The organism is Ligilactobacillus equi DSM 15833 = JCM 10991 (genome assembly GCF_000615765.1).
Taxonomy (GTDB): Bacteria; Bacillota; Bacilli; order Lactobacillales; family Lactobacillaceae; genus Ligilactobacillus; species Ligilactobacillus equi.
The window spans coordinates 1-23,726 of sequence record NZ_BAMI01000005.1 but is presented as its reverse complement, the minus strand read 5'-3'; the positions used below and the strand labels follow the sequence as shown (position 1 = coordinate 23,726).

The following is a 23,726-nucleotide window of genomic DNA, read 5'->3' as shown; positions in this document are numbered from 1 at the left end:
AAAGATATGTCAATGCCTACGGGCAGAAAGGGTGACGAAAATGGCAGACCAAAATAAATTTGAAGTCGTCGTCGTAACAGGAATGAGTGGCGCGGGGAAAACCGTTGCTACCCAATCGTTTGAAGATTTAGGTTACTTTTGTATTGATAATTTACCCCCAGCTTTACTGCCTAAGTTCCTGGAATTAGTGCGTGAATCAGGAAAAATTAAGAAGGTTGCGGTGGTTGTTGACCTCCGTTCGCGGGCTTTTTTTGACCAGGCCAGCGAAATGGTTTCTCAGTTAGAAGAAAGTGACGCTATCAGTGCGCGCGTCTTATTCTTGGATGCTTCTGACGAAGAATTAGTTGCTCGTTATAAGGAAACGCGCCGTTCCCACCCTTTATCCATGGATGGTCGGGTTTTAGATGGGATTAAATTAGAAAGAGAATTATTAGCTCCTTTGCGGAGCCAATCACAATTAGTGATTGACACTAGTAAGTTATCACCGCGACAATTAAGAGAGGAAATCTCTCATAATTTTGCTTCTAGTCAAGTAAAAACTTTCCATGTGGAAGTGATGTCTTTTGGATTTAAGTACGGTTTACCGATTGACGCTGATATTGTTATGGATGTTCGTTTCTTGCCGAACCCCTACTATGTACCGGAATATCGGGATAAAACGGGGCTCGACCAGGGCGTCAATAATTATGTAATGGATTCACCGACGACGGAAGAATTCTATCAAAGATTTATGCAACTTTTGATGACTGTTATGCCTGGCTATCAAAAAGAGGGAAAGTCGAGTGTGACAATTGCCATTGGTTGTACCGGAGGACAACACCGGTCAGTAGCCTTGGCGCAAAGAATTGGAGAGGCCTTACAAGCTGATTATCCCGTTAAAATTTCACATCGTGATATGAATAAGCGTAAAGAGACGGTAAACCGTTCATGATTAGGAGAAAAAGTCATCGCGCCAAAATTGTTGTGATTGGTGGGGGAACTGGTTTACCTGTTGTTTTACGGGAGTTGCACAAACAGAAAGCTGAGGTCACGGCGGTCGTAACCGTTGCAGATGATGGTGGCTCTTCTGGGGTTATTCGCGACTATATTAATGTGGTGCCCCCAGGAGATATTCGTAATGTTTTGGTAGCCTTATCTGATTTACCAGAAAAGTTTAAAAAGATTTTTCAGTATCGCTTTGATTCCACTGATCAATTCTTTTCGGGACATGCAATTGGGAACTTGATTATTGCCGCTTTAGCCGAAATGGATCAAGATGGGATTTTTAATGCTGTGCAAGAATTAGCCGAAATGATGCAAGTTGATGGCCATGTCTATCCGGCGGCTAACCAGGCTTTAACACTACATGCACATTTCAGTGATGGTACCGAAATGGCGGGTGAGTCAGAAATTTCTCAAGCTAACAAGACGATTGAAAAAGTTTGGGTAACAACTGAGGATGGCACCAAGCCCCGAGCACGTCAAGAGGTAATTGATGCTATTATGGAAGCCGATCAAATTGTGATGGGACCGGGTAGTTTGTTTACCAGTATTTTGCCAAATTTGATGATTGAAAATGTAGGCCAAGCCGTTTGCCAAACGAAGGCTGAAGTAATTTATATCTGCAATATCATGACCCAAAAAGGTGAAACGGAGCGCTTCAGTGATGCTCAACATGTGGAAGTTTTAAATCGCCATTTAGGCCAAAACTTTATTGATACGGTGCTCGTTAATACCCAACCGGTACCTAATGATTATTTAGACCGTCAAAAATATGACGAATACTTATATCAAGTTAAATATGATTTCAAAGCGCTCAGAGCTCAGGGTTGCAAGGTGATTTCAGATGACTTTTTACTTTTACGCGACCAAGGGGTCTTTCATGATGGTCAAAAAGTTGTGACGGAATTAATGCGATTGGCGGGACAAAAGCGCTTCTAATAACGAAAGGAGACTTTTATGTCTTATGCAAGTGAAGTGAAAAAAGAGCTGACCACGCTAGAAGTTCACTTTGGCAATGCCAAGGCGGAGTTAATGGCCTTGATTCGGATGAATGGATCTTTAAGCATTGTTAACCACCACTTTGTTTTGAATGTTCAAACTGAAAATGCGGCGATTGCGCGGCGAATTTATCAACTCTTGAAACAATTTTATTCGGTTGAAAGTGAGTTGTTAGTACGGCGCAAGATGAAGCTGAAGAAGAATAATTTTTATATTGTACGCTTGAAGACAGGTTCGGATTATGTGCTCAAAGATTTGGATATTTTAGATATGTTCCAAATTAAGGAGACAGTTCCGATGGAGTTCTTGGATGACGATGCCAAGGTGCGGTCATATTTACGGGGAGCATTCCTAGCTGCTGGTTCAGTGAATAATCCAGAAACTAGTCGCTACCACTTGGAAATCTATTCCTTGTATGAAGACCATAATGACACCATTTGTCAAATGATGAATAATTATGGTCTCAACGCGCGTAAAGCCGCCCGGCGTAGTGGTTACATTACGTATTTGAAGGAAGCAGAAAAAATTGCTGATTTCTTATCTTTGATTGGCGCTACGAATGCCATGTTGAAGCTGGAAGATGTGCGGATTGTGCGGGATATGCGTAACTCAGTTAATCGGATTGTAAATTGTGAAACGGCCAATATGAATAAAATCGCTGATGCGGCCAAGCGTCAAATTGATAATATTGTTTATATTGACGAAAATATTGGGCTCGAAAAGCTTCCAGAAAAACTCCAAGCCGTGGCCAAGGCGCGGATTAGTCACCCAGAAGTTTCGCTTAAAGAGTTGGGAAACTTTGTCGAAGGGGGTCCAATTTCTAAGTCAGGGGTCAACCACCGTTTACGTAAACTAAATGAATATGCGCAAAAATTACGTGAGGATCAAGAAATTGCCTAAAAAAGGCTGTGGATTTTTGTCCACAGCCTTTTTGGTACATAAATTAGAGGTTAGCTTAATTTCTTTTTATTTTCCATGATGCCATCAATTAAGCCGTATTCAACGGCTTCTTGAGCAGTCATGAAGTTATCACGTTCAGTATCTTGGTTAACCTTTTCGATTGGTTGTCCAGAACCAGCAGCCAACATTTCGTTGATTAATTTGCGAGTCTTTAAAATGTGTTCTGCCGCGATTTGAATTTCGGTTGATTGACCTTGGGCACCACCTAATGGTTGGTGAATCATAATTTCTGAGTGTGGTAAAGCAAAGCGTTTGCCCTTAGCCCCAGAAGTAGCGAAGATGGAAGCCATAGAAGCGGCCATTCCCATCACGATGGTTTGCACATCAGCAGAAACAAAGTTCATAGTATCTACAATGGCTAAACCTGCGGAAACAGAACCACCGGGTGAGTTAATGTACATGTAGATGTCTTTTTCAGGATCTTGGGCATCTAAGAAAAGTAACTGGGCGATGACAGCGTTGGCCATATCGTCATTGACTTCACCAGAAACCATAATAATGCGATCTTTTAATAAACGTGAGTAAATATCATAAGCGCGTTCGCCTTGCGCTGATTGTTCGATAACTGTAGGAACTAAGTTCATGAGTAATCCTCCTAAAATCAAATTGGTTAAGGTTATTTTAGCACTCTTAACTTTGTACTGCTAGTTTAACCTCTTGGTCAAATAAAGTCAAACATAACGCTTGACAAAAGTAAAAAATCTAAAACGCTTTAAATTCATGTCGTGTCCTATGGTAAAATAATATAGTAAGAAACCCAAAAGAAAAGAGGTTAGTTTATGCAGTATGAAAATCGTTTAAATCAAAAGCAAACGCAAATCCAAAAGTTAGTCCTCAGTCAAAATATGCAACGTTCCTTACATGTTTTACGGATTAGTAATGAAGAACTCCGTAACTATGTTAAAGAGGAGGCGTTAGCTAATCCACTAATGACGGTGAGCTACCGCCAAAAAAGTCAGGGCTTCGATGAACCTGTCCGTCAAGAGGTTTACCAGGATCGGGGAAGTCAAAGTTTATATGAATATCTTTTAGAACAAATTAATTTAACTATGCGGGCTACGCCTTTGCGACAAAAAGTTTTATATTTAGCTGATAACTTAGATGACAATGGTTACTTACAACTCGACTTTGCTCAATTATCTCAAGAAGACGAACTAGCCTGGCTTGATGCTTTGACCTTACTCCAGGAGTTAGATCCACCTGGAATCGGGGCGCGTGATTTACAAGAATGCTTATTGCTACAAATTAATCGTGATGAACAGGCCCATTTTCTAGCGGCGGAGGTTTTAAAAGCGGATTTTGCAGCCTTTGTCCAAAAAGATTGGACATATTTAGCGAGCCAGTATGCGTGTCGAGTTAGTGACTTGGAAGATCTATTAGCCTATGTACAAACTTTAACTCCAGCCCCAGGAGCAGCCTATAAACAAGAAGAAATCGAATATACTTATCCAGATATGATTGTCAAGTCCGAGGCCGGGAAGTTAGCCTTGCAGCTTACTCGTTATGCCCAACCAGAAATTATACTGAATGAACGTTATCTAGCAGACTTGGTGGGTAAAGATGACCAGGAGGTAGCCGCCTATCTGCAAACTCAAAAGGAAAAGTTGCAAGAATTAGCTCAAGCTATTGCCATGCGTGGGCAAACCTTAAAGCGTATTGGTCAGGAAATTATTAGCTATCAGCAAGATTTCTTTTTAAAAGCCGAACATCCCTTAAAACCGTGGTTATTACGCGATTTAGCACAAAAACTCCAATTGCACGAATCGACCATTAGCCGAGCGGTTAATGGCAAGTACTTACAAACCGATTTTGGGAGCTTTGAATTACGTTCCTTCTTTACCCAGGCGACGGTTTATCATAATGTTAATGGTCAAGATGTACAAGTTGACAAGGTAAAGGCCGAAATTTTACGCTTGATTGAAAATGAGGATAAGCGCAAGCCATTGTCTGATCAAAAGATTGTTCTGGCTTTAGATGCACAGGGGGTGAAGATATCTCGTCGTACGGTGGCCAAATATCGGGAAGCGGCTGGGATTGCTGGGTCAAGTAAACGAAAAGAAAGTTAAGTTTTTCTTGTTAATCAAGCTTTAAAAAGAATGGAAATTCGGTTATTGTAAATATCGGATGTGTTATCACATATATAATTCGGGATTTGGTGAAAGTAGAAATCACCCTAGAAAACTAAGGCTTTACAGTTGCAAAAAACTCAATCCATGCTATAATAGAATTGTAATTGAGAGGTGTAAGAACGGTTTAAAATTAAATTAGATTCGTTGTTGCGCTTTGTTTTTTTTACTTACTGGGTCGCCGAATGACACGGTTGGACGTTGGGCGTCCCGGAGAAAGAGGCCATAACATGCACCAGGAATTAGAATGGATCGAGTTAATCGCCCCAGACATGGTCGAAATTATGAGCCGTCGGTTTACAATTTTACGCAACATCGCTTGGGCCCAACCAGTAGGGCGGCGTTTATTAGCGCAGACGCTCGATACTAGCGAACGTGTTTTGCGGACGGAAACCGATTTTTTAAAAAAGCAAGAGCTTATTGCTATCACCAAGTCCGGGATGATTATCACCTCCAAGGGACAAGCTACAATTCAAGGTCTGGCACACCTGATGGACCATTTGCTTGGTCTACAGCAAATGGAAGCAAGACTAGCTACTAAACTAGATATTGCTAGGTGTCTGATTGTTGCTGGGGATAGCGATTCACAACCTCAAGTAGTGAATGATATGGGTAATATCGTGAGTGCTACATTACAAACGCTCCTGCCAGAAGGAGAGAACATTATTGCTGTAATGGGGGGGACAACTATGGCAGCTATTGCCAAAAGGTTGAATCCAGCTATTAGTGTTAATCGGGAACTAACTTTTGTCCCAGCGCGGGGCGGAATTGGTGAACGGATTGACATTCAAGCCAATAATGTTTCTGCTCAAATGGCTGAAAACGCTGGTGGTCATCACCGTGTGTTGTATGTGCCAGAGCAGGTAAGCGAGAGTACCTATCAGTCTTTGTTAAAGGAACCGGCGGTACAAGCGGTAGTTTCCTTAATTAAGCAAAGTAATGCCGTCATCCATTCGATTGGTGGAGCCATGTCAATGGCTGAACGGCGAGAGATGGCACCAGAAGTTGTAAAAATGCTCCAGGATAAGCGAGCAGTGAGTGAGGCTTTTGGTTATTTCTTCGATGAAGATGGGCAGATTGTTTATAAGATCCCTAGGATTGGTTTGCAATTGGAAGATCTCGCAGATATGGACTGTGTGCTTGCTGTTGCCGGTGGTGCCTCTAAGGCCAAGGCGATTGCTGCATATATGAAACATGCTCCCCGTCAAACTTATCTGGTGACGGATCAAGGGGCCGCACAACAGATTTTAAACGAGTAATGTTAGTCGCATTGCTTTTTAAAATAAATTTTTTCATTTCCTAAAGGAGGAAATTCTACAATGACTACAAAAGTAGGTATTAATGGTTTTGGCCGTATCGGTCGTTTAGCTTTCCGTCGTATTGCTGAAACTTCAGAAAACTTAGAAGTTGTTGCTATCAACGACTTAACTTCACCAGCTATGTTGGCTCACTTATTGAAGTACGACACAGCTCACGGCCAATTTGATGCAGAAATTTCTGCAACTGAAAACGCATTGGTTGTTAACGGTAAGGAAATCCCTGTTTATGCTGAAGCAGATGCAAACAACATTCCTTGGGTTAAGAACGACGGTGTTGACTTGGTTCTTGAATCAACTGGTTTCTACACATCAGCTGAAAAAGCACAAGCTCACGTAAACGCCGGTGCAAAGAAAGTTTTAATCTCTGCTCCTGCAGGTAAGATGAAGACTATCGTTTACGGTGTTAACGATGACACATTGACAGCCGACGACCAAATCGTTTCTGCTGCTTCATGTACTACTAACTGTTTAGCACCTTTAGCTAAGGCCGTTAACGATGCTTTCGGTATCAAGGCTGGTACTATGACAACTATCCACGCTTACACAGCAACTCAAAAGTTACAAGATGGTCCTGACCGTGGTGGTAACGTACGTAACGCACGTGCTGCTGCTCAAAACACTATCCCTCACTCAACTGGTGCTGCTAAGGCTATCGGTTTGGTTGTTCCAGAACTTAACGGTAAGTTAGATGGTCACGCACAACGTGTTCCTGTTATTACTGGTTCATTAACTGAATTAGTTGCAACTCTTAACAAAGAAGTTACAGCTGAAGAAGTTAACGCAGCTGTTAAGGCTGTTACTGAAGGTAACGAATCATTTGGTTACAACGCTGATGGTGTTGTTTCTTCAGATATTATCGGTACATCATTTGGTTCAGTATTTGACCCAACACAAACACAAGTTGTTGGTGAAGGTGAAGGCCAAGTTGTTAAGACTGTTGCATGGTACGACAACGAATCAGGTTTCACTGCTCAAATGATCCGTACTTTAGAAAAATTTGCTAGCTTCTTAGCTTAATTTTAAGTTAATACTAGTAATATTTTGGCGGGGGGAGGCAACTCCTCCCGCTTTTCTTTTGATTTTATAATCACACAAATTTATTGGAGGTTTGCTACTAATGGCTAAACTTACTGTTTCAGATTTAAACGTTCAAGACAAAAAAGTTTTAATCCGTGTTGACTTCAACGTACCTGTTAAAGATGGTGTTGTTGGTGACGATAACCGTATCGTGGCTGCATTACCAACTATTAAGTACGTAATCGACAACGGTGGTAAGGCAATTTTATTCTCGCACTTAGGTCGGGTTAAGACTGAAGAAGATAAGGCTGCTTTATCAATGCGTCCAGTTGCTGCTAAGCTTGCTGACTTATTAGGTAAGCCTGTAACTTTCGTACCTGTTACGCGTGGTGCTCAATTAGAAGAAGCTATTGCTAACATGAACGATGGTGACGTATTGTTATTCGAAAATACTCGTTTCGAAGACTTAGATGGTAAGAAGGAATCTGGTAACGACCAAGAATTGGGCCAATACTGGGCTTCATTAGGTGACATGTTTGTGAACGATGCTTTCGGTACTGCTCACCGTGCTCACGCATCTAACGTTGGTATTTCCGAAGCTATGAAGCTGAAGGTAAGCCTGCTGCTGCTGGTTTCTTATTAGAAAAAGAAATCAAGTTCTTAGGTGAAGCTGTTGATGCTCCAGAACGTCCATTCGTGGCTGTTTTAGGTGGTTCAAAGGTTTCAAGTAAGATTGGTGTTATCAACCACTTATTATCAAAAGCTGACAAGGTTATCATTGGTGGTGGAATGACTTACACATTCTACGCTGCTAAGGGTATCGAAGTTGGTAACTCTTTAGTTGAAGAAGACAAAATTGAATTAGCTAAGGAATTAATGGAAAAAGCTGGCGACAAGTTAGTTTTACCTATCGATAACGTGGTAGCTGACAAGTTTGCTAACGACGCAGAATTTAAGACAGTTGAAGGCGACATTCCTGCAGGCTACATGGCCCTTGATGTTGGTGAAAAGTCAATTGAATTATTCAAGCAAAACTTGGCTGATGCTAAGACAGTTGTTTGGAATGGACCTATGGGTGTGTTCGAAATGTCTAACTTCGCTAAGGGTACTTTAGAACTTGGTAAGTTCATCGGTTCTTTAGAAGATGCTACAACTATTGTTGGTGGTGGGGACTCAGTTGCTGCTGCTAAGCAATTAGGTATCGCCGACAAGTTCAGCCACGTATCTACTGGTGGTGGTTCATCACTTGAATACCTTGAAGGTAAGACTTTACCAGCCGTTGCTGCGGTGTCTGATAAATAATCTGTTACCCCAAAATAGTCTCTGAGAGACTCCCGGGGGAGGTGTTGGCCTCCCCATCAAGAATTTTTCATTTTGAAAGGATGAATATTAGTGCGTACACCAATTATCGCAGGTAACTGGAAAATGAACATGAACCCAGTTCAAACTGCAGAATTTGTTAAGGCCGTTAAAGACCAATTACCAGCAGCTACTGATGTAGAATCAGTTATTGCTGCTCCAGCTGTTGACTTGCCAGCTTTATTAGAAGCTGCCAAAGGTTCAGACTTGAAAGTTGCTGCCGAAAACTGCTACTTCGAAAATGAAGGTGCCTTCACTGGTGAAACTTCACCTAAGGTATTGAAAGAAATGGGCGTTGACTACGTGGTTATTGGTCACTCAGAACGTCGTGACTACTTCCACGAAACTGACGAAGATATCAACAAGAAAGCTCACGCTATCTTCAACAACGGTTTGACACCAATCGTATGTTGTGGTGAATCTTTGGAAACTCGTGAAGCTGGCAAAGCTGAAGAATGGGTTGAAAACCAAGTTACTGCAGCTTTGAAAGACTTATCAGCTGATCAAGTAGCCAGCTTAGTAATCGCCTACGAACCAATTTGGGCTATTGGTACTGGTAAGACAGCTACTGCTGACCAAGCACAAGAAATCTGTGCTGTAGTACGTCAAACAGTTGCTAAGTTATACGACCAAACAACTGCTGACAAAGTTCGCGTTCAATACGGTGGTTCTGTAAAGCCTGAAAACGTGAAGGAATTAATGGCTAAAGAAGACATCGACGGTGGTTTAGTTGGTGGTGCTTCATTAGTTCCAGAATCATACCTTGCCTTGGTTAACTACCAAAAATAGGCTTGAAAAAAGCACAATAAACCTTTAGAATACAAAGTAAGAGAATAATTTCTCAAAGTCAATTATCTCAAAGGAGAGTTAAATAATGTCTGCAATTACAGAAATTTACGCACGCGAAGTTTTAGACTCACGTGGTAACCCAACAGTTGAAGCTGAAGTTTACACTGAAGCAGGTGCATTCGGTCGCGGAATCGTTCCTTCCGGTGCTTCTACTGGTGAACACGAAGCCGTTGAATTACGTGATGGTGACAAGTCTCGTTACCAAGGTAAGGGTGTTTTAAAGGCCGTTGCCAACGTTAACAACGTTATCGCTAAGGAAATTGTTGGTTTTGAAGTAACTGATCAAGTTGCTATCGACAAGGCCATGATTGCTTTAGATGGTACTCCAAACAAAGGTAAGTTAGGTGCTAACGCAATCTTAGCTGTTTCTATCGCCGTTGCTCGTGCAGCTGCTGACGAATTAGAAATGCCTTTATACAACTACTTAGGTGGTTTCAACGCGCACGTCTTACCAACACCAATGATGAACGTTATCAACGGTGGTGCACACTCAGACAACAAGGTTGACTTCCAAGAATTCATGATTATGCCTGTAGGTGCTAAGACTGTTGCCGAAGCAATCCGGATGGGTTCAGAAACTTTCCACAACTTGAAGAGTTTATTAGGTAAAGCTGGTAAGGTTACTTCTGTTGGTGACGAAGGTGGTTTCGCACCTGACTTCGCAAACAACGAAGAACCATTACAATACTTGGTACAAGCTATTGAAGCAGCTGGTTACAAGCCAGGTAAGGACATTGCGATTGCTGTTGACGTTGCTTCTTCAGAATTATGGGATGACAACACAAAGACTTACACTTTACGTTGGTCAACTAAGGAAGAATTCACTACTGAACAATTCATCGATTACCTTGAAGGCTTAACTAACAAGTACCCTATCATCTCAATCGAAGACCCTATCGATGAAAACAACTGGGATGACTGGAAGACTGTTACTGACCGCTTAGGTAAGAAGGTTCAATTAGTTGGTGATGACTTCTTCGTTACAAACACTCAATTCCTTGCTAAGGGTATCAAGATGGGTGCAGCTAACTCAATCTTAATCAAGGTTAACCAAATCGGTACATTGACTGAATCAATGGAAGCTATCGAAATGGCTAAGGAAGCTGGTTACACAGCTGTTGTTTCACACCGTTCAGGTGAAACTGAAGACACAACTATTGCTGACTTAGTTGTTGCTACAAATGCAGGCCAAATCAAGACTGGTTCTATGAGCCGGACTGACCGTCTTGCTAAGTACAACCAATTGATGCGTATTGAAGATCAATTGACTGAAAATGTTGCAGAATACAAGGGTATCCAATCATTCTACAACATCAGCGAAGACGCACGCGAAGCAATCGAAAACAAATAAGATTCGCTTAAAGCGTTAGAAGGGACCGGAAGGATGTAAATCTTTCCGGTTTCTTTTTGTTTGATGGAGGAATTACTTGTGGAAAAAAATAGAAATTTTGATTTCAGTCGTCTGCATTTCATTGGCAAGGGAGTTGCAGTTGGAGTTTTAGCAGGGATTATTGTGGCCGCTTTTCGAAAGGCTATTGAAGAATTAGCGCAAATCGCGGTGTACTTTTATAGCTTAATTAAAACTAACCCTTGGTGGTTATTAGTGTGGTTACCAATTATTACCTTGATTTGTTTGCTTGAAGCGCGCTTAATCCACGATGAGCCTAATATTAAAGGATCAGGAATTCCGCAAGTAGAAGGTCAATTAAGTGGTTTTTTAGAACAAAAATGGTGGTCAGTCTTATGGCGCAAATGGTTTGGCGGGGTTTTGGCCATTGCGCCTGGACTTTTTCTGGGACGGGAAGGTCCTTCCATTCAATTAGGAGCCATGGTCGGGCAAGGTTTTGCCGAAAAAACTAATCATCACGGTGTTGGCCGGCGATTGTTAATTGCAGGAGGATCTGCAGCAGGTCTCTCCGCCGCCTTTAATGCGCCGATTGCGGGGACGCTTTTTGTCATCGAAGAAGTGTACCATAATTTTTCTCCTTTAGTTTGGATGACCGCATTGTCAGCAGCTTTAGCGGCGAATGCAGTTTCGATGAGTATTTTCGGTTTGACACCGGTCTTGCACATGCAGCATCAATATGCCTTGCCTATTCGCTATTATCCGTACTTATTATTATTGGGACTGTTATTAGGAGCTTTGGGGTATTTATATCAATATTTAACTCTCAATGTGGGAAAGGTTTACGCTAAGTACCGCTTTTGGCCAGCCATTTTGGATAGTATTGTACCGCTTCTATTAGTTCTTCCCATCGGACTCTACTGGCCACAAACTTTAGGCGGTGGGAATGGGTTAATTGTCTCTTTTGGCCAACAAGTACCTGGTTTAGGTATTTTATTAGGGATGTTTGTCTTACGCTTGCTATTTTCGACGCTATCATATGGCTCTGGTTTACCCGGCGGAATTTTCTTACCGATTCTCACCTTGGGGGCGATTATCGGTGCCTTATATGGTCAACTTTTAGTGGTCTTAGGTTTGTTGCCTACATATTTAGTCGCAAACTTTGTGGTGTATGCTATGGCAGGGTATTTTGCTTGTATCAGTAAAGCCCCATTTACGGCAATTTTACTAATTACCGAAATGGTGGGTTCTTTATCTCACCTGATGCCTTTGGCCGTTGTCGCAATTATTGCCTATCTTTTAGTTGATGTTTGTGGGGGACGGCCAATTTATGAAGCCATGTTGGCGCGCTTGAAGTCGGTTAAGCATGCTGAAGTTGAGATGGCCGAGCGTTATGAAGATCGGCTGGAGGTACCGGTTTTTTCAGGCTCTTATTTACAAGATAAACAAGTTCGTGAAATTTCTTGGCCTAAGTATTGTCTCTTGGTGGAAATTCGACGGGGGGAAAATCTTTTGATTCCCCACGGTGATACTTTGATACGTAGTGGTGATACCTTGATTTTTCTAACTAGCCATGATAAGCGCGGTCTTTTGAATGACAAAATCCAACAGTATAACCGGGAAAATTTCGCTCAAGGGTAAGTAAGACTGGAATTTATCGCTAAAATATGATAGATTAGAGTAGATATTAAATTACCAAAGTGGGCGAGGAGGTCTTGTTTTGTACAATATTTTGTTAACATTATTGATTGTCGATTCTATTTTAATGATTATCGCTGTCTTGATGCAGCCGGCAAAAAATGATAATGCTTCTAGTGCTTTATCTGGGGGAGCGGCCGATTTATTTAGCAAGCAAAAGCCCCGTGGATTTGAAGCATTTATGCAAAGAGTAACAGTTGTTTTAGGTGTAATTATGTTTGGCTTGGCGCTTGCACTTGCCTACATTTCATCACATTAAGGCTCATAAAGCACAAGAAAGCCTCCTGACTCCAGGGGGCTTTTTAAAAAGCTAGGTAAAATGATCGAAATTAGACAGATACAAGAGGAAAAAATAGCATGCAAAATGATGAATTAAAAGCGGCGATTCTCGCCCATTTAGGCGAGCAACCAGACCAAGAATTTACGGTAAATCAGTTAGTTGATTTACTTGATATGCAAAAAAGTGGCCAATTCAAATTTGTGGTTAAGGCTTTAGCGGAATTGGAACATGACCACCAAATCAATCTGAACCAAAGTGGGGCCTTTACTTTGGCCCGTCGCAAGGAAGCTCAAGTGTTTACGGGGATTTTCCACGGAAATGACCGCGGTTTTGGTTTTGTAACCATTGATCCAGAACAACCAGATTTCTTTATTAATCCGACCCAAACCATGGCCGCTTTAAATGGTGACGAGGTGGAAGTGGAAATGTTATCGGCTGGTGATCCCGAAAATGGTAAGGGACCAGAAGGTAAAATTGTGGCCATTACCCAACACAATTTGACCCAAGTCGTAGGGGCTTTTGAAGTTCCGGAAGACGAAAAGTTGCCTGCGGGGATTATTGGAATTATCAAATTAAAAGACAAGAAGCTAGCTAACTACCGCTTCTTAATCGAAGACACAGGTTTACATCCCGTCCCCGGTGAAGTGATTTTAGCGGATATTACTGCTTATCCAGATTCTCACTTACCTGGTATCCTTAAAGGGGTTGCTACCAAGGTAATCGGGAATGTTAATGACCCAGGAATCGATATTTTGGAAATTGTTTACCAACACAATTTACCAACTGAATTTCCGCAAGAAGTGCAAGATCAAATTGCCCAAATTCCCGATTATGTAACGGAAGCAGAAAAAGTGGGGCGTCGGGACTTAACTGATCAAAAATTAGTTACGATTGACAGTATCGAATCAAAAGACTTGGATGATGCGGTAACGGTATGGAAACTTGAAAATGGCAATTACCACTTAGGGGTCCACATTGCTGATGTTTCTCACTATGTTCGTCCGGGAACACCTTTGGATGATGAAGCTTACGACCGGGGAACTTCCGTGTACTTGACTGACCGTGTGATTCCAATGTTGCCACCTAAGCTATCTAACGGAATTTGTTCTTTAAATCCGAAGGTGGAACGGTTAGCCATGTCTTGTGAAATGGAAATTACATCGGAAGGTGAAGTAGTAAATCACGAAATTTTCCCATCTGTGATTAAGACCACGGAGAGAATGACTTACATTGACATCAACAAGATTTTGGAATCTGATGATGAAAAGACCAAGGAACGTTATGCGGAACTGGTGCCAATGTTTAAGGAGATGGCTGAATTACACAAAATTTTAGTCAAAATGCGTAAACGTCGCGGTTCGATTGATTTTGAATTTCCTGAAGCCAAGATTATCGTTGATGAAGAAGGTCATCCAACGGATATTCAAATCCGGGAACGGGGAACTTCTGAAAGAATGGTGGAATCCTTCATGTTGGCTGCGAATGAAACAGTTGCAACTCATTACAATCAAGCACACTTACCGTTTGTTTATCGGATTCACGAAGACCCTAAGGAAGACAAAATCAAGGCCTTTTACGAAATGTTGGAAGGATTAGGTGTACAAGTTACGGGGCGTTCTGATAAAATTACCCCTAAGATGTTGCAAACTGTTTTGAAAAAGGTAGCAGGTAGTCCTGAAGAAGCCATGGTTTCAACCATGATGTTACGTTCCATGCAACAAGCTAAATACGCCCCAACACCAGTTGGACACTTCTCTTTGGCGGCAGGGGATTACACCCACTTCACCTCACCAATCAGACGTTACCCAGACTTGATGGTCCACCGTTTAATTCGAACTTACGCTACTGACCGTAGTCAAGATACGCAAGATCGCATCGAAAGTCAATTACCTGAAATGACCACTCATGCTTCTGAAATGGAAAGACGAGCCATTGATACGGAACGTGACACTGATGCCATGAAGAAGGCTGAATACATGGCTGACCATGTTGGGGAAGAGTTTGACGCCGTGGTAAGTTCCGTAACAAAGTTTGGGATGTTCATTGCCCTAGAAAATACGGTTGAAGGTTTAATTCATATTAGTGAATTGAAAGATGATTTCTACTACTTTGTGGAAAAACAATTAGCCTTAGTGGGGCAACGTTCCAAGCGGACCTTTAGAATTGGGCAAGCAATTAGGGTTAAGTTAGACAGTGTCAATGTGGAACAAAAAGAAATTAACTTCAAGCTTTTAAATCCGAAAGATGCGCCAACGTCTAACTTGCTTGATGGAATTGAATTACCACCAAGACAAAGAAGAAATGACCGCAACCATGACCGTCGTGGTGATAAGCGTCAACGTAATGGTCGTAACCGCTCTGGTAAAGGTAATAATCGTCGTTATAATGACCGCCACAGTGACCACCGTCTAAATGACCGTAACCGTAATAATCGTGGTAATAAACCACGTTTTAGCCGTAACCGGAATAACACTAAAAAGTAAGGTGGGGTGTTAATATGGCACAAAAGAAAATCAAAGGAAAAGACCGCCCATTAGCCCAAAATAAAAAAGCAAGTCATGATTATTTTATTTTAGAAACGGTGGAAGCTGGTTTGGTTCTAACTGGAACTGAAATTAAATCGGTGCGGGCTAGTCGCGTTAACTTAAAAGATGGTTTTGCCCAAATAAAAAATGGTCAAGCCTGGTTAATGAATGTGCATATTTCCGAATATACTCAAGGGAATCGCTTTAATCATGATCCTCTTCGAAATCGGAAATTACTTTTACACAAGAAACAAATTGCTAGCTTAGGGCAAGAAGTCTCAAAACAAGGGGTAACTTTAGTTCCTTTGAAAATGTATCTTAAAAATGGTTTTGCCAAGGTTTTAATTGGAGTCGCCAAAGGGAAACACGTTTATGACAAGCGTGAATCAATCAAAAAACGCGACCAAGATCGCGAAATTCGGCGGACTTTGAAAAATTATGGTTAAAATAAAAGGAACCGGGATAAGTTTTGTCCCAGGTTCCTTTTTATTTTAGGAAAAGTTTCCGAGTTGGTGATATTTATGATTAAATCGAATTTGTTTTTTCTTATGGGGGGTTTTAGCCCAAAAGTCCAAAATTGCGGCTAAGCAAAGACAAATTGGTTCATCATTTTGATCAGTCACCGTCATGGCTAAATCAGCTTGATTTTGAGTGGAAAACTCTTTTAAAGTCATAATTAACTTGCGTCCATGGTAGACTCGATAATTAAAGTGAAGTGAGTTACCTAAGACCACCCAATTTAGCCCAGAAACGAAGAGGATTTCAGGTCCCATGCGGTAGTAACGACGTAAAGAGCCCACCATTTCCTGGTTGGCATCATAGAGTTCAAAGCGGGGTAGGACCCCTAAAGAGCGTTGCCGAATTTGGGCGAGACGTTGATCAGAGACGTTGTAAACTTCCATAACGGCTGGCATCATCCCCCACCGTCCAGAAAGAATATAGGTAATCTTGCCGTTACGATCTTTAATCGTATTAACGCCCCGGGCCGAAAGGTAGGTTCGGCGTGAGTAGAGTGTTCTTGCCAAAGTGGCTCACCTTCAATCTATTTTTCTGCGAGCACATCTAAAATCGCTAAACCAACTCCATTTTCTACATTGGTTTTGGCCAGGCGTTTAGCAACGCGCTTAACCTCTGGGCTTCCGTTTTCCATAGCATAAGAGATACCAGCTACCTCTAACATGGAAAGGTCGTTATTATTATCACCAATGGCCATAACATTATCCATCGGGACATTTAGGCGATCGGCATAAGCTTGGAGAGCCATTCCTTTTTGAGCATTCACATGATTGATTTCAATATTAGAATCAGAAGAAGCCGTAATTTTTAAAATGGGATTTTTTTCTAATTCGGTGCGTAAGGGATCCAGAATCTTTTTACCTTCTTGACTAAAAGCCACAATTTTGTAAATTTGCACGTGAGGATCATCAACCAAATCGTAGTAGTTATCGATATATTTGATATTCATGAGCTCCATACGTGCAGAGGCCAAAGTAACGGCTAGTTTAAAAGGTGTATCAGGTGTAACGCGGGTGAGAAGTTCTGCAAAATTAGCAATTCTTTGTGCTTTATTATCAGAGTAAACCCCATTAGAAGCCACGACTTCAAAATAAAGACCGGCCCGCTTTAGACGATGAATTAATTGCTGGGCTGTTTGATCTGAGAGGGCAGCTGTGGAAAGAATCTTACCTTCTTCATCGTACACCACAGCTCCGTTAATGGAAATTAAGGGGCAAGAAATACCTGCGTCTTGTAAGAGAGGGTAGATTTCGTTGCGGGCGCGTCCGGTAGAAACAATAAATTTCACACCTTGAGCTTGGGCCCTTTTGACGGCCTCTGCGTTAACTTTTGAAATTGTCATTTGGTCGTTTAAAAAAGTTCCATCCATATCAGAAGCAATAATTTGAATCATAATAGGCCTTCTTTCTAATTTAGTTTATAATGTAATTGTAGCACGATAAAGAAAAGTTGGAAACTTTTGTTAAATCGCTTACATGAGAAAGATAATATGATAGAATGACTATGAGGTGCTTTATGAAAACAATTATCCACAATGATTGGCAAGAAGTTTTACAGGCTGAATTTGCGAGTGAATCTTATCGAAAGTTACATAATTTTTTGAAAGAAGAATATCGTACCCAAAAAATTCATCCTGATATGTACCATATTTTTACAGCTTTTGAGTTGACGCCCTTCCAAGATGTTAAGGTGGTCATCTTGGGACAGGACCCTTACCACGGTCCAAATCAGGCTCATGGTTTGAGTTTTTCAGTTTTACCAGGTCAGGCAATTCCGCCGTCACTGCAAAACATCTATAAGGAGCTAGCTAGTGATTTAGGAGTTATGCCGGTCAATCATGGCTATTTGGTAGACTGGGCGAAACAAGGCGTGCTGATGCTTAATACGGTGTTAACTGTTCGAGAGGGTCAAGCCTTTTCTCACCAAGGTCGGGGTTGGGAAAAACTTACTGATGCAGCCATTTCGGCCTTGTCAAATCGGAAACAACCTGTTATCTTTGTTCTTTGGGGGAAGGCTGCTCAAGACAAGATTAAGCTAATTGATACCAAGCGTAATATTATTATCAAATCAGCACATCCTAGTCCTTTATCAGCTTATCGTGGATTTTTTGGTTCTAAGCCCTTTTCTAAGGTAAATGCGGCCTTGGAAGCCATGGGACAAGCACCAATCAACTGGCAATTGCCAGCACATGTTAAATAAAGGAGTTACAGTTATGGATTTATTTGAAAGTTTAAAAGCTAAAATTAGTGGAAAAAATATCAGTTTAGTATTTCCTGAAGGTAGCGATGTACGAGTAGTAGAAGCTGCGATTCGCTTAGCGCAAGATGATTTAGTGAAGCCGGTGGTTTTAGGGGCTCAAGATGTCGTTAGCGCTACGGCGAAAGAGGCCGGCTTTGAGTTACCAGCTGACTTAGAAGTTTTAGACCCTAAGACTTATCCTCAAGCTGACTTTGATGAGATGGTTGCGGCTTTTGTAGAACGCCGTAAGGGTAAGAACACGGAAGAACAAGCGCGTCAAATGTTACAAGACGAAAACTATTTTGGGACCATGTTAGTTTACATGAAAAAAGTTGATGGCCTAGTTTCTGGCGCTATTCACCCAACTGGTGATACAGTGCGTCCAGCCTTACAATTGGTGAAGACCAAACCTGGTGTGAGTCGGACCAGTGGAGCCTTCTTAATGACGCGTAACAATGATACTGAACGTTACTTATTTGCTGATTGTGCGATTAATATCAATCCTGATGCCCAAGCTTTAGCAGAAATAGCGGTAGAAAGTGCCAAAACAGCGCGTCTCTTTGATATCGACCCTAAGGTGGCTATGTTGAGTTTTTCAACTAAGGGTTCTGCTAAATCAGATGAAGTAACTAAAGTGCAAGAAGCTACTAAGATTGCACAAGAGTTAGCGCCGGATGAAGCAATTGAAGGTGAATTACAGTTTGATGCATCCTTTGTTGCTGAAGTTGCTGCACAAAAAGCACCAGGTTCCAAAGTAGCAGGTCAGGCTAATGTCTTTGTTTTCCCTGAATTACAATCTGGAAATATTGGTTACAAGATGGCCCAACGCTTTGGTAATTTCAAAGCTGTTGGTCCTATCTTACAAGGGTTAAATGCGCCAATCTCAGACTTATCGCGGGGCTGCAGTGCTCAAGAAGTTTACGATGTTTCTCTGATTACAGCGGCGCAAGCATTACAAGATTAATAGGTGGATAAAATTACATGGAGTTTATTGTAAATAATAGTCAAGAAACGCAAAACATTGCGCAAAAATTAGCGGACTTAGTTCAAGCCGGTGATATCATTCTATTGACGGGTGATTTAGGTGCAGGTAAAACGACCTTTACTAAGGGATTAGCCAAAGGTTTAGGAATTAAGGCCAACATCAAAAGTCCAACATTTACCCTGATTCGTGAATATCATCAAGGACGCTTACCCCTTTATCATATGGATGTTTATCGCTTAGAAGAAGTGGGGGGCGATGAGCTTGGCTTAGAAGAATATTTTAATGGTGATGGCGTCAGCGTTGTTGAGTGGGCAAAGTTTGTGGCTGATGAAATACCTGTTGATAATTTGGAAGTAATTTTTACGAAGGATTCAGAAAATCCGGATTACCGTAAGTTAAGTTTCTTAGGTCATGGTTCACGTTCCCAAGCGCTCGCCCAAGCCCTTAGTCAAAGCTTGGCTTAAGAATAAACTCATAAAAGTCTCATTTTTTAAGGAATGAGGCTTTTTTAGGTACGTTCCGTGTTATAATAATCCCATTCTAGTAGAAAGTGGGGTGGCTTATGGCAAGTACTACAGAAAATAAGCGCCATTTAGAAAGAAAGATGGAGGCCCGCCACATTCAAATGATTTCTCTGGGCGGTGTAATAGGGACCGGATTATTCTTATCTTCGGGTTACACTATTCATCAGGCTGGACCGGTTGGTACGATTTTAGCCTATGGTTTTGGTGCCATCTTAGTTTATGCGGTCATGTTATGTTTAGGAGAACTATCCGTGGCTATGCCCTATACCGGTTCTTTTCATGTTTATGCTAAGGATTTGATTAATCCGTCTGCAGGTTTTGTGGTGGCTATTTTATATTGGTTAACCTGGACGATTGCCTTAGGCTCGGAGTTTACCGCCGCAGGAATAATCATGCAAAATTGGTTTCCCGAAATTCCCGTGTGGATTTTTTCTTTAATTTTTATTGTTCTAATTTTGCTCTCAAATATCTTTACCGTCCGTATTTTTGCAGAAAGTGAATTTTGGTTGGCAGCCATTAAGGTTTTAGCGATTGTCGCTTTTATCTTCTTAGGAAGCTTAACGATTATTGGTTTAATTCCTTTTAAAGGCTTGGATTATGCACCAGGATTAAATAACTTAGTCAAAGATGGATGGTTTCCAACTGGTTTTGGTGGTGTCTTTACCACGATGCTGACCGTGAACTTTGCCTTTTCTGGGACGGAATTAATCGGAATTACGGCTGGTGAAGCCAAAGATCCTGAAAAAACTTTACCTAAGGCAATTCACACCACCCTTTGGCGGTTGGTAATCTTCTTTATCGGTTCTATCACTGTTATGGCAGCGTTAATCCCTTATAAGCAAGCGGGGGTAACCCAAAGTCCCTTTGTCCACGTTTTTTCCATGATGGGACTTCCTTATGCGGCTGATATCATGAATTTTGTAGTTTTAACGGCAATTATTTCGGCAGCTAATTCCGGATTGTATGCTTCCACGCGGATGCTGTGGTCTTTAGCCAATGAAGGTACCATTCCCAAAATTTTCGCCAAAACCAATCACAAAGGAACTCCTATGGTAGCGGTGGGAGCTTCCATGCTAGGCGGGATTTTATCGCTGTTATCTAGTATTTATGCAGCTGATACAGTTTATCTAGTTTTAGTTTCAATTTCAGGTTTAGCTGTGGTGATTGTCTGGATGGCGATTGCTTATTGTCAGATCTTATTTAGGCAACGTTTTTTAACCCAAGGAAGGTCAGTGTCAGATTTGAAATTTAAGACGCCACTTTATCCCTTTGTATCTTGGTTTGCTTTTATTGCCAGTCTCCTATCTTGTTTGTTGCTTTGGTTTGATCCTTCACAAAGAGTGGCTTTGTATTGGACGGTTCCGTTTGTTTTCATTGCGTATGTCGGACATTTAGTTTATGAGAAAATAAAAAAATAAGTCTAACTTTTTGACGGAAGTTAGGCTTATTTTGGGTAAACTTTGACAAAACTTTCTAATTGATTTAATCCGAATTCTTTTTCTTGATGGAGAAGGATTTTAGCACAAGCTAGCGCATCATCATTGGCGTTGTGGTGATGATCTAAACGAATATTTAATTCTTGACACAGGGTATCTAATTTGTGGTTGGGGAAGTTTTGGTAGAAGTGTTTGCTAGTTTTAACAGTATCTAAAATGTTGAAACGGGGCACTTCGAGCCCTTCTTTGAGTAAGCAATGTTTTAAGACGCTACAGTCAAAAGGCGCATTGTGGGCGACTAAGAGGTTTTGATTATAGAAAATACCGGCGATGTGAGGCCATAATTGTCCAAAAGTCGGTGCTTGGGCTACATCTTGTGCGGTGATACCGTGGATTTGGGTGTTACGCCAGTGAAATTCACTTTCAGGATTGATCAAAGAATAAAACGAATCAGTGATTTGATTATCTTCGACGACAGTTAAGGCTAAAGAACAAGCGCTATTCCGTTTAGCATTAGCGGTTTCAAAATCAAAAGCAATGAAATTCATAAATTTTCCTCCAAAGATTATTCTGGGAGGTATTTTAACATATCTAGACGGAAAAATGTTAAAATTAGGTCAGAATAAATTTTGAGAGGTCGTCAAAGATGAGTAATATTGGTCGAATTTTAAGTGAAAAGTTTCCGAATAGTCAGGTCTTAAGTAACCACCCCCTCGCGGACTTTACCCACACGAAAACAGGTGGGCCCGCAGATGCCATTATCTTTCCTAAATCTGTGGCGGAATTACAAGCGATTTTGGCTTTTAGTCAAACCCAACAATTACCACTAACAGTGTTAGGAAATGCTAGTAACTTAATTGTTAAAGATGGCGGAATTGAAGGCTTAGTAATTTTCCTAACAGAGTTAACGGAGATTACCTGCCAAAATAATATCATTTCAGCGCAAGCGGGAGCGACAATTATCCATACTAGTGAATTTGCCCAAGCTCATGGTCTGTCAGGTTTAGAATTTGCCAGTGGGATTCCAGGAAGTGTCGGTGGCGCAGTCTTTATGAATGCCGGGGCTTACGGTGGTGAAAGTAAAGATGTGATTGAATCTGTTTTAGCAGTCAGTCGTGATGGGCAACTTAAAGAATACCAAAAAGCAGATTTAGATTTTGGTTATCGCCACAGCATATTCCAAGAAAATCAAGAAATTGTCGTGCAGGCTAATTTCCGCCTAACACCTAATGATAAGCAAATTATCCAAGCCAAAATGGACGATTTAAACTATCAAAGAGCATCCAAACAACCTTTAGAATATCCATCTTGTGGAAGTGTCTTTAAACGTCCTGTGGGACATTTTACAGGTAAATTAGTGCACGATGCAGGATTGCAAGGTTATCAAGTTGGTGGGGCACAAGTTTCCAAAAAGCATGCGGGTTTTATTGTTAATGTAGATCATGCTAAAGGAAGTGATTACCAAAAGGTGATTACTCACGTACAAGATGTTGTCAAAGAAAAATTTAACGTGCAACTAGAAACTGAAGTACGAATTATTGGGCGTGACTAAAGAAGACATCCTTCGTTAGGGGGATGTCTTCTTTAAATATGAAACGGTAAATATCTTATTTTTGGCAATCTGTTTCGTACTTGTTTAGGCCATGGCGGTATAAGGTCATGGCGACCCAAATAATGAATTGAATGATGAACATAAAAATGACAAAGATCAGCATCCGTGGGGTCCACATGGATAAAATTTCATCGGTAACCCATTTGGGATTGATAAAGAGATAAGCAGTGTGAAGTCGTAAAAAACGACCAATATAAATTCCGATTGATGAAATAACGAGTAAAATGACAACGATTAAAAAGTGCCAAAGAGGTTGTTTTTTACCCCAGCGTTTTTGTAAGGTGTCTGTCACGTAATCAATTGACCAATTACCCAAAAGGCTGCAGGCCAAAGCACTGGCAACTAAATTAATAAAAGCTAGCCACATGTGCAAATTCATGGTCATCAAGCCGGTTTGTGGGTCATAAGGATTAAAGCGTGCCAAGTGGAATAAATCGGTAAGCACATAAGGTGCATTAGGATAAAATAAGAGCCATACAATAAAGAGTAAAGCATACAAAGCTTTGGGCTGCTTTTCATTCATGTGAAAGGCGACTTCCAAAGGTATATAGGCTAAAAAGGTATTTAAGAGTAAAAAACTATAAAATGAATTGTGTTTGACCACGGTCAGATAAATGTAAAGCATGTATATGTAAAAAAGTATGCGGATGAGCCACTTGTTTTTGCGTGCCATGTGAAGTCCTCCTCAATAATTACTGATAAGTCTATTTTAGCAAAAAATATTTTTAAAGAAAAAAGGTAAGTCCTTTGAAAACGAATTCATTTGTGAATTTTATAAATCCTTAAGACTTCAGGTAATTTAATGAAAAAGGAGCGTAAATCCCCCTACTTTAGTGGGGGGATATAAGCTCCACTCGATAGCTCGTAAGAGCTATTTTGTTTTTTTCTAAATATTCTTTAGCCAATTTAGATAATATCTCTGAAACAGATGAATGTTCCTTGACTGCTTGTATTTTA

The 23,726-nt window shown here is 41.0% G+C and carries 22 protein-coding genes and 1 pseudogene; 18 read left to right on the top strand and 5 right to left on the bottom strand.

The features are described 5' to 3' along the window. Nucleotides 1–40 precede the first annotated feature (40 nt). From rapZ to whiA, 3 genes are read left to right on the top strand one after another with little or no spacing between them, the layout of a single operon-like run. Nucleotides 41–931, top strand: coding sequence for an RNase adapter RapZ (gene rapZ / locus JCM10991_RS02255; RefSeq protein WP_023859124.1), 891 nt, complete (start codon nucleotides 41–43; stop codon nucleotides 929–931). Further along, nucleotides 928–1,920, top strand: coding sequence for a gluconeogenesis morphogenetic factor MgfK (gene mgfK, locus JCM10991_RS02250; RefSeq protein WP_023859125.1), 993 nt, complete (start codon nucleotides 928–930; stop codon nucleotides 1,918–1,920). Before rapZ ends, mgfK begins: the two co-directional genes overlap by 4 nt. An 18-nt stretch (nucleotides 1,921–1,938) precedes the next feature. Then, nucleotides 1,939–2,880 carry a DNA-binding protein WhiA gene (gene whiA, locus JCM10991_RS02245; RefSeq protein WP_023859126.1) on the top strand — a complete coding sequence of 314 codons (942 nt, stop codon included), beginning with the start codon at nucleotides 1,939–1,941 and terminating at the stop codon, nucleotides 2,878–2,880. A gap of 50 nt (nucleotides 2,881–2,930) precedes the next feature. Here whiA and JCM10991_RS02240 read toward each other — a convergent pair whose 3' ends face one another. Beyond that, nucleotides 2,931–3,524, bottom strand: a complete 594-nt coding sequence (locus JCM10991_RS02240; RefSeq protein WP_023859127.1) for an ATP-dependent Clp protease proteolytic subunit — start codon at nucleotides 3,522–3,524, stop codon at nucleotides 2,931–2,933. Between the two features lie 195 nt (nucleotides 3,525–3,719). Here JCM10991_RS02240 and rpoN point away from each other — a divergent pair, with 195 nt between their 5' ends. The 10 genes and pseudogenes from rpoN to smpB all read left to right on the top strand — a co-directional run bounded on the left by rpoN (nucleotide 3,720) and on the right by smpB (nucleotide 15,904). Then, nucleotides 3,720–5,006: an RNA polymerase factor sigma-54 gene (gene rpoN / locus JCM10991_RS02235; RefSeq protein WP_025020434.1), complete on the top strand. Its 1,287-nt coding sequence runs from the start codon at nucleotides 3,720–3,722 to the stop codon at nucleotides 5,004–5,006. A 290-nt stretch (nucleotides 5,007–5,296) separates the two neighbouring features. Next, the gene (locus JCM10991_RS02230) at nucleotides 5,297–6,325 is read left to right on the top strand and encodes a sugar-binding transcriptional regulator (protein WP_023859129.1); all 1,029 of its coding nucleotides are present in this window, start codon (nucleotides 5,297–5,299) and stop codon (nucleotides 6,323–6,325) included. A gap of 60 nt (nucleotides 6,326–6,385) precedes the next feature. Next, the gene (gap, locus tag JCM10991_RS02225; RefSeq protein ID WP_023859130.1) at nucleotides 6,386–7,402 is read left to right on the top strand and encodes a type I glyceraldehyde-3-phosphate dehydrogenase; all 1,017 of its coding nucleotides are present in this window, start codon (nucleotides 6,386–6,388) and stop codon (nucleotides 7,400–7,402) included. A gap of 100 nt (nucleotides 7,403–7,502) precedes the next feature. Beyond that, a pseudogene (locus JCM10991_RS12220) lies at nucleotides 7,503–8,704 on the top strand (phosphoglycerate kinase). A gap of 90 nt (nucleotides 8,705–8,794) precedes the next feature. Further along, the gene (gene tpiA / locus JCM10991_RS02215) at nucleotides 8,795–9,550 is read left to right on the top strand and encodes a triose-phosphate isomerase (RefSeq protein WP_025020433.1); all 756 of its coding nucleotides are present in this window, start codon (nucleotides 8,795–8,797) and stop codon (nucleotides 9,548–9,550) included. An 85-nt stretch (nucleotides 9,551–9,635) separates the two neighbouring features. Next, nucleotides 9,636–10,961, top strand: coding sequence for a phosphopyruvate hydratase (eno, locus tag JCM10991_RS02210; protein WP_023859133.1), 1,326 nt, complete (start codon nucleotides 9,636–9,638; stop codon nucleotides 10,959–10,961). Between the two features lie 63 nt (nucleotides 10,962–11,024). Beyond that, nucleotides 11,025–12,596, top strand: coding sequence for a ClC family H(+)/Cl(-) exchange transporter (locus JCM10991_RS02205; protein ID WP_025020432.1), 1,572 nt, complete (start codon nucleotides 11,025–11,027; stop codon nucleotides 12,594–12,596). 79 nt (nucleotides 12,597–12,675) lie between these two features. Next, nucleotides 12,676–12,912: a preprotein translocase subunit SecG gene (gene secG / locus JCM10991_RS02200; protein ID WP_025020431.1), complete on the top strand. Its 237-nt coding sequence runs from the start codon at nucleotides 12,676–12,678 to the stop codon at nucleotides 12,910–12,912. 98 nt (nucleotides 12,913–13,010) lie between these two features. Next, on the top strand, nucleotides 13,011–15,416 hold the full coding sequence (rnr, locus tag JCM10991_RS02195) for a ribonuclease R (protein WP_025020430.1): 2,406 nt from the start codon (nucleotides 13,011–13,013) through the stop codon (nucleotides 15,414–15,416). A gap of 14 nt (nucleotides 15,417–15,430) precedes the next feature. Further along, the gene (gene smpB / locus JCM10991_RS02190) at nucleotides 15,431–15,904 is read left to right on the top strand and encodes an SsrA-binding protein SmpB (protein WP_023859137.1); all 474 of its coding nucleotides are present in this window, start codon (nucleotides 15,431–15,433) and stop codon (nucleotides 15,902–15,904) included. A gap of 45 nt (nucleotides 15,905–15,949) precedes the next feature. Here smpB and JCM10991_RS02185 read toward each other — a convergent pair whose 3' ends face one another. Next, nucleotides 15,950–16,483, bottom strand: a complete 534-nt coding sequence (locus tag JCM10991_RS02185) for an LURP-one-related/scramblase family protein (RefSeq protein WP_025020429.1) — start codon at nucleotides 16,481–16,483, stop codon at nucleotides 15,950–15,952. 17 nt (nucleotides 16,484–16,500) lie between these two features. Continuing rightward, the gene (locus JCM10991_RS02180; protein ID WP_025020428.1) at nucleotides 16,501–17,367 is read right to left on the bottom strand and encodes a Cof-type HAD-IIB family hydrolase; all 867 of its coding nucleotides are present in this window, start codon (nucleotides 17,365–17,367) and stop codon (nucleotides 16,501–16,503) included. 122 nt (nucleotides 17,368–17,489) lie between these two features. On the opposite strand from JCM10991_RS02180, the gene JCM10991_RS02175 reads away from it, so the two are divergent. The 4 genes from JCM10991_RS02175 (at nucleotide 17,490) to JCM10991_RS02160 (ending at nucleotide 21,139) form a co-directional block, all read left to right on the top strand. Continuing rightward, complete coding sequence (locus JCM10991_RS02175) at nucleotides 17,490–18,173, top strand: uracil-DNA glycosylase (protein WP_023859140.1); 684 nt, start codon at nucleotides 17,490–17,492, stop codon at nucleotides 18,171–18,173. A 13-nt stretch (nucleotides 18,174–18,186) separates the two neighbouring features. Continuing rightward, the gene (gene pta / locus JCM10991_RS02170) at nucleotides 18,187–19,176 is read left to right on the top strand and encodes a phosphate acetyltransferase (protein WP_025020427.1); all 990 of its coding nucleotides are present in this window, start codon (nucleotides 18,187–18,189) and stop codon (nucleotides 19,174–19,176) included. A 17-nt stretch (nucleotides 19,177–19,193) separates the two neighbouring features. Continuing rightward, nucleotides 19,194–19,661 (top strand): tRNA (adenosine(37)-N6)-threonylcarbamoyltransferase complex ATPase subunit type 1 TsaE, encoded by a 468-nt coding sequence (tsaE, locus tag JCM10991_RS02165; protein WP_023859142.1) that lies wholly within the window; start codon nucleotides 19,194–19,196, stop codon nucleotides 19,659–19,661. A gap of 98 nt (nucleotides 19,662–19,759) precedes the next feature. Beyond that, a complete protein-coding gene (locus tag JCM10991_RS02160; protein WP_025020426.1) occupies nucleotides 19,760–21,139 on the top strand; it encodes an amino acid permease in 1,380 nt (459 codons plus the stop codon). 26 nt (nucleotides 21,140–21,165) lie between these two features. Here the strand turns inward: JCM10991_RS02160 and JCM10991_RS02155 are convergent, their stop codons facing one another. After that, on the bottom strand, nucleotides 21,166–21,705 hold the full coding sequence (locus JCM10991_RS02155) for a 3'-5' exonuclease (protein ID WP_023859144.1): 540 nt from the start codon (nucleotides 21,703–21,705) through the stop codon (nucleotides 21,166–21,168). A gap of 98 nt (nucleotides 21,706–21,803) precedes the next feature. On the opposite strand from JCM10991_RS02155, the gene murB reads away from it, so the two are divergent. Then, the gene (gene murB, locus JCM10991_RS02150; protein WP_023859145.1) at nucleotides 21,804–22,709 is read left to right on the top strand and encodes a UDP-N-acetylmuramate dehydrogenase; all 906 of its coding nucleotides are present in this window, start codon (nucleotides 21,804–21,806) and stop codon (nucleotides 22,707–22,709) included. A 55-nt stretch (nucleotides 22,710–22,764) separates the two neighbouring features. Here the strand turns inward: murB and JCM10991_RS02145 are convergent, their stop codons facing one another. Next, nucleotides 22,765–23,442 carry a DUF1361 domain-containing protein gene (locus tag JCM10991_RS02145; RefSeq protein WP_025020425.1) on the bottom strand — a complete coding sequence of 226 codons (678 nt, stop codon included), beginning with the start codon at nucleotides 23,440–23,442 and terminating at the stop codon, nucleotides 22,765–22,767. Nucleotides 23,443–23,726 lie beyond the last annotated feature (284 nt).